Raw genomic sequence first — 6,308 nt, 5'->3', positions numbered from 1 at the left:
CCTATGTCGACGGTCTCAGGATTTCCGAAACCGGCCTCGCCGCACTCGATCTGAAGAGCCATCATTCAATCCGCGTCCGTATCGGTGTCAAGGACGACGCCGAGCGCCCCGGCGGGATCAACATTTTTGGCAAGGGCTTTGGAAATTACGATCAGGACATCCTGCTCAGGATCAAAACCGCGTGAATCGACTGGCCGTGTTGCTGCGCTCAATCACAGGTCATTGCCAGGCTTGCAGCTGGCAACGTCGTATATGAGGCGACCGGCTTGCCTGACGTGTATAGATGCCCCGTCGCAACCTTCGCCGACAGGCTGCGTATCACCTACTACCCTCTATCACCGGTACAAAGCGATCCCTCCCACCAACCGCCAGAGCGTTTCATCCTCCGTTCCGGCAAATGCCGGAACTTTCCATCTAGGCAACTCTCGAAAGTATTTGCCGATCCAGGTCACACTTTGCCACCCCGAACCGCCAGCGATGGTTCGTCGCCTCACGCCTGCTCTGGTAGAACAAGGTCAGTTGCCGGCCGTCGATCATCACCGTCGAATGGCCATTCTCGCCGGGCTCACCAGGGTCGAGAACGGGGCCAACGGAAACGTAGGGACCCTTGACGTCATCGGCGATGGCGAAGAAGACGCGCTGCCGGCTGCCGCGCGGACCTTCGGGGAGGAAGCAGGTGGCGTTGAGAAGCACGCGACCGTCCGGCAGTTCGACGATCTGGGCGCCTTCGATCCCCCATTCGTAATCTGGGTGCTCGCGCGCATTGTGATGCGGCACGTCGAGATGATCGAGTATCTTGCCGAGACGTTTCCATGGCCCGAACCAGGAATCGGATTGGCTGCGCGCCAGATAGACATCAGGCTGAGGCACCCTGGTGAATTTGGGCATGCCTGAATAGACGATGTAGCGCTTGCCTCCGATGATTGCGGGGTGGGGATCGTAGATGCCGTCTTCATCGGTGTCGGGCAGCGACAATATCGCCGCATTGAGCACCACCCAATGAAAGCCGTCATTGGACACCGCGTGCTCGCAACGTCCGCCGGACTTCATGAATTCGGTCTGGATAAACATGTGGAAGACGCCGCACTCATGAATGACGCCGGGTGCCGCAACGCCCGATCCGGAAATCGGCAAGACGATCGGCTCGTGCTCTGTCCAGGGTCCATAGAGATCCGGCGCCGTGGCATGGAGTATTTTCCAGCTTTCGGTCGTGACCGTGCCGCTGGAGCCGAAGACGTGCCAGAGCGTGCCGTCGAAGACGGGACAGGGGTCCTTCAGGTCATCCACGGCCTGCGGGTGAAACAATGGAAAGACGTTGGTTTCAAAGTCGATCTTCATTCGCCAGCCATCCCTCGATTCCTCGCGGGCCCAACCCAATGAACCACCTGCGCGACTCGAATGAGTCGATTCGCAGGCCTCATTTATAACTCCGCCCATGAACGGTTGTTGAACGATTGAAGGATTTGAACCGCTCTGTGGCAAAGGGCCACATTTGGGGAGCCCGACCTGACGCGAGGGGCTTCATCATGTGGATCGAATGGGGGCGGCCGGCTCGCCCCTTCTCTGTTGAGCCATCGCAAGTGGAGCGGACGGCTGGTCTCGCCTGAACAGTTTGCAGCTGTGGAACAACTTACTGGGATGGAAGTTATATAGAAGGCTGCGAACTTCATGTCAAAGCTGCCTCGATTGACTTTTGTTAGTCGAGGCATTTTGTAACTATATCGAAGGATAATCTACATGGAAATGGCGGCGGGCCGGGCCAAAACACGAAAAATCCCTGTACAACAGTCTATTTTAATTTGCTTTTCACACCTCCGATGGAACTTCGTATATCAGAGACCACAACACATTCTGACCCTGGCGTCAAAACAGCAACAGCTAATTTACTTCGAAGAGCCGATCTTCGATGAGAGGCGCCACCCTTCGATGCGGGTGCACGATCTTACCCCCAAAATCAGAATAGTGACGCCGCTGATCCCAGTTGGTACGTCCGCGACCAGGGCGGACGCGATCCAGCGCAGGTTCGTCGATCAGATCCTCGCCTCCACGCCGCATGACCGATTGACGACCTGGTATTACACGCCCATGGCGCTACGCTTCAGCGATCATCTCGCCTGTGACGTCTGCGTCTACGACTGCATGGATGAACTCTCCGCGTTCAAAGACGCTCCCGCAGAGTTGACGCAGTTGGAAAAGGCGCTGTTGCAACGTGCCGATGTCGTCTTCACGGGCGGGCAGAGCCTCTACGAGGCCAAGCGCAGCTTGCATCGGGCGATCTTTCCCTTCCCGAGCAGCATCGACGTTACCCATTTCCATCAGGCTAGGGCGCCAGGTGAAGACCCGTTCGATCAGGCCGACATACCTCACCCGAGGGTGGGGTACTTCGGGGTCATCGACGAACGGCTCGACGTCGAATTGGTAGCGCAGACGGCTGCGGCAATGCCGGACGTGCAATTCGTCATGCTCGGCCCTGTCGTCAAGATCGATCGGGCGAGCCTTCCCACGGCTGGCAACCTGCATTGGCTGGGCGGCAAGTCGTATGCAGACCTGCCGAACTATCTCAGGCATTGGAGTGCCGGCTGGATGCCGTTCGCGCTCAACGAAGCGACCCGCTACATCAGCCCGACCAAGACTCCCGAGTTTCTTGCGGCAGGACTGCCGGTGTTGTCCACGGCGATCGTCGACGTTGTGCGTACCTACGGCGTCGAAGGCCTTGTCGAGATTGTCGAGGCGGAGGATATCGAGGCCAAGCTTCGGTCGATCCTGGCCCACCCCCGCGATTTCCTGGTCAAGAAGGCCGACGCCTACCTCGCCGACATGTCCTGGGAGAAGACCTGGAGCGCGATGGCTGCCCACATCGAGCGCGCCCTTGCGATGAAGAGCGTCGTCCCATTCCTGAGGAGGGCGTGAGCGTGTTCGACTGGTTGATCGTAGGGGCCGGTTTCGCCGGCAGTGTGCTGGCCGAGCGTATCGCATCGCAACGGCAGGAAAGCGTCCTGATCATAGACCGACGAAATCACGTCGGCGGCAATGCCTATGACTGCTACGACGAGGCCGGAATCCTAATTCACCGTTACGGGCCTCACATCTTTCACACCAACGCCCAATCGATCGTCGACTATCTGTCGCAATTCACCGAATGGCGGCCTTACGAACATCGCGTGCTGTCGCTTGTCGATGGAAAGCTGCTGCCGATACCGATCAATCTCGACACCATAAACCGCCTCTACGGCCTTGAGTTAACGTCCGAGCAGCTGCAGGACTTCTTCGCTTCCCGGCGCGAAACGGTCAAAGAAGTCCGCACCGCTGAAGACGTCGTGGTCAGCACTGTCGGCAGAGAGCTCTACGAGAAATTCTTCCGCGGCTACACGAGGAAGCAGTGGGGTGTCGACCCTTCCCAGCTGAGCAAGTCGGTGACGGCGCGAGTCCCAACCCGGACCGATCGCGACGATCGCTATTTTGGCGACAGCTTCCAGAGAATGCCGGCAGGCGGGTATACGCGCATGTTCCAGCGCATGCTGGATAGTCCCAAGATCAAGATCATGCTGCAGACCGACTACCGCGAAATTCGCGACAAGATCCCCTTCCAGCGGATGATCTATACCGGTCCGATCGACGAGTATTTCGACTGGAAGCTTGGTCGCTTGCCCTACCGTTCGCTGCGCTTTGAGCACACGACGCTTGATTGCGAGCAGTTTCAACCGGTCGCCGTCGTCAACTATCCGCAGACGGAAAAATACACACGGATCACCGAGTACAAGCATCTGACCGCTCAACAGAGTCCGAAGACCAGCCTCACCTACGAATACCCCTCGGACATCGGAGATCCTTATTACCCGGTGCCGCGGGCCGAAAACGAGGCGTTATACAAGCGCTATGAAGCCTTGGCCGCGGCCTGCCCGGAGGTCTGGTTCGTCGGACGTCTTGCAACATATCGCTATTACAATATGGATCAGGTCGTCGGCCAGGCATTGGCTACGTTCGGGCGCATTCAGACACGCCTGCCGGCAAGCGGGATGCTCGTCACGTCGACGCAGCGCGAGGCGGCCGAGTGAATGATGCGCCGGCCTGACCGGCGTTCGGGCGACCCACGGCCAAAGGGGCCAACGATGTTTCTCGGCGAACAGCTCTAGAATATGCTGTGCTGTTGATGCAGCTGAAAAGCGCGCACTGTTGGTATCAGCGAGGCTATAGCGCGCTTGCTTGTTGTTTCTCAAATGCCAAGAACGATTGGCGCTGGCGCTCCAACTCGTCCGCAAGTGGCTTGCGAACAGTGCGCGAGCCGTCCGCATGAATGGTGGAGAACAAGCCGACTTCGGCGTGGCGCGAATTGTCCCAACCTGGGTAGGCCGTCACCGGGTACAGGCATATACCCTTAACAGGTGCACCGAGGCTCGTCGCATCGCGCACTTCGTCGCAAACGTAGTGAAGCCAGGCTGGCCGGCCTGAACCTTCGGCGCCGGTCTCGGCGATGAACATCGGCTTCTTGTATCGCTCGGCGACCTCGACCAGCATTTCCGAAAGTGCACGGTATTCGTGGTGCCCCATCGGTATCGTTGGGCCATTCAAGTACCATTGGTTGTGCGGATAGAAGTTGAGGCCAATGACGTCCACAACGTCCTCGCTACCGCCCAACTCCGGTTCCATGCGCCCGATCAGCATGTCATACGCCTCGAATTGCCCCTGGCGAGCATTTTCGGCGCGCCGCCGCTCGGGGTGAGTACGGTCACGAGGAGCAATATGGATCAGCGGTTCAGCCCAGATGAACCTGCAGCCGGGTTCCGCCTCCCGCATGGCCCTCACGCCGGCGACCGCTGCCCTGACAAGGTGTCGTTTGAACCATCCACGCTTGTTCGGCCCGACGCGGGGGAAGTAGCCGACCTCTACCGCCCATGCAAAAAACGAAATCTCGTTGATCGGGCACACCAGGGGAGCCACCCCGGTAGCGGAGCGATGAACCCGAACAGCTTCCGCGGCGAAACGGACGTAGGCCTTGATAAACCCCGGGCCACCTTGGTCGATATGGTCTGGCGAGCCATAGTGGAAGATATCCCAGATAATCTGCACCCCGGCCGCCTGGGCTGCTTCGATCGCCGACGTCCAACTCGACCAGTCGAAGACTCCGGGCGCGGTTTCAATCAGGTGCCAGCGCAAGCCGTCACGGATCGTGCGAAGCCCAAGCTCGGCACAACGGCGATAGTCGCCATGTGCATGGATGTCATGTGAGGTCGCGCGTATCAGATCAAGACGGGCCCCGTCGGCGCGCCTGTGGGAGGAACACTCGAAACCAGCCATGAAAAAGCTGTCGAACCCCGAAGAGCCTGCCGTGGGCCGACGAGCGGTATCCTCGTTCATACCAACATCCTGTCGCCCAAGGCGTGGGCAGTAATCGCATTCGCAGTCCCCCATTGTCAGTTCCGGTCGCCTAGTCGGAACCGGTCGGCCACCGCCACGTCGACGGCGCGGCGGCTGCTGCGTATGTGTGCCTCTGGATCCAACCAAGGTCCAATCCGTCTGTCCGGGCCGCGGTGGCCTCGATTCGATCCGAAGTTATGCCGCCTGTTGCATCGCCCGTTCGTTGACCCCTGTTTCGCCCAGTCGGGTGAGCGCCTCATCGGTTGCTTTTTCTTCCTTGAGCGTCTGTTCGAGTAGCGGGACGGCGTCTTTCAGACCAAGTAAGCCGGCCCATGTGACAAGAGTCCCGTAGCGCGCTATTTCATAGTGTTCCACGGACTGGGCTGCAGCCACGAGACCCGCGTCCAATGCCGGAGCCTCCTCGAATTCCTCCAAAATCTCCTGTCCTTCTTCGATGATGCCGTCGATCGCCGGGCACGTTTTCCCTTGGGCTCTCTTGCCAAAGGCGTCGAAAACTTGCTGCAGGCGCTCAATCTGACCCTCTGTCTCGTCACGATGTTTTTCGAACGCCACCTTCAGCTCTTCTGACTCCGCCCCCTTTGCCATTTTCCGGAGCGCGGTCAGAATCTTGCGTTCAGCGTAGTAAATGTCTTTCAACCCGTCATGGAAAAGGTCTTCCAAACCTTTGGAGCCACCTTGAGAGCCTTTCTTCGTCGCCATTGTCATCTCCTGTTTCATTGTATCGACGCATGCATGGTCTAACTGGCCCAGTCTCTTGTTGTTCCTTCGCCACGGCTCTGCGGCAGCCAACAGGTTGAGCGACGGCCGGTTGACCGCTGACTTCAACCCGCCGCGTCACAGCGACCGCCTGAGCATCTCGGCTGCGCTCCATTGCGGAACTTCCGGTATGAGGATCGTCTGCCTGCAGGGTTGCTGTCTGGTGTCGAAGCTGA

The 6,308-nt window shown here is 58.8% G+C and carries 5 protein-coding genes and 1 pseudogene; 3 read left to right on the top strand and 3 right to left on the bottom strand.

Annotation, left to right across the window (positions count from 1 at the left end):
- Positions 1–185 (top strand): annotated as a pseudogene (locus NKJ35_RS29705) (transcriptional regulator); the annotation flags it as partial.
- Positions 186–414: 229 nt separating this feature from the next.
- On the opposite strand, the gene NKJ35_RS29700 reads toward NKJ35_RS29705, so the two are convergent.
- Positions 415–1,338, bottom strand: coding sequence for a glycoside hydrolase family protein (locus NKJ35_RS29700; protein WP_352651155.1), 924 nt, complete (start codon positions 1,336–1,338; stop codon positions 415–417).
- 399 nt (positions 1,339–1,737) lie between these two features.
- Here NKJ35_RS29700 and NKJ35_RS29695 point away from each other — a divergent pair, with 399 nt between their 5' ends.
- A complete protein-coding gene (locus NKJ35_RS29695; RefSeq protein ID WP_352651154.1) occupies positions 1,738–2,910 on the top strand; it encodes a glycosyltransferase family protein in 1,173 nt (390 codons plus the stop codon).
- A 2-nt stretch (positions 2,911–2,912) separates the two neighbouring features.
- Positions 2,913–4,055, top strand: coding sequence for a UDP-galactopyranose mutase (gene glf, locus NKJ35_RS29690; RefSeq protein WP_352541549.1), 1,143 nt, complete (start codon positions 2,913–2,915; stop codon positions 4,053–4,055).
- A 133-nt stretch (positions 4,056–4,188) separates the two neighbouring features.
- Here glf and NKJ35_RS29685 read toward each other — a convergent pair whose 3' ends face one another.
- Positions 4,189–5,355, bottom strand: coding sequence for a glycoside hydrolase family 1 protein (locus NKJ35_RS29685; RefSeq protein ID WP_352651152.1), 1,167 nt, complete (start codon positions 5,353–5,355; stop codon positions 4,189–4,191).
- A gap of 195 nt (positions 5,356–5,550) precedes the next feature.
- Entirely contained in the window at positions 5,551–6,075 is a 525-nt protein-coding gene (locus NKJ35_RS29680) for a YciE/YciF ferroxidase family protein (RefSeq protein WP_352651151.1), read from the bottom strand.
- Between the last annotated feature and the right edge of the window lie 233 nt (positions 6,076–6,308).

This window comes from Mesorhizobium sp. M0136, assembly GCF_040322515.1.
Lineage (GTDB): Bacteria > Pseudomonadota > Alphaproteobacteria > Rhizobiales > Rhizobiaceae > Mesorhizobium.
This window is presented reverse-complemented; position numbering and strand designations above follow the sequence as displayed.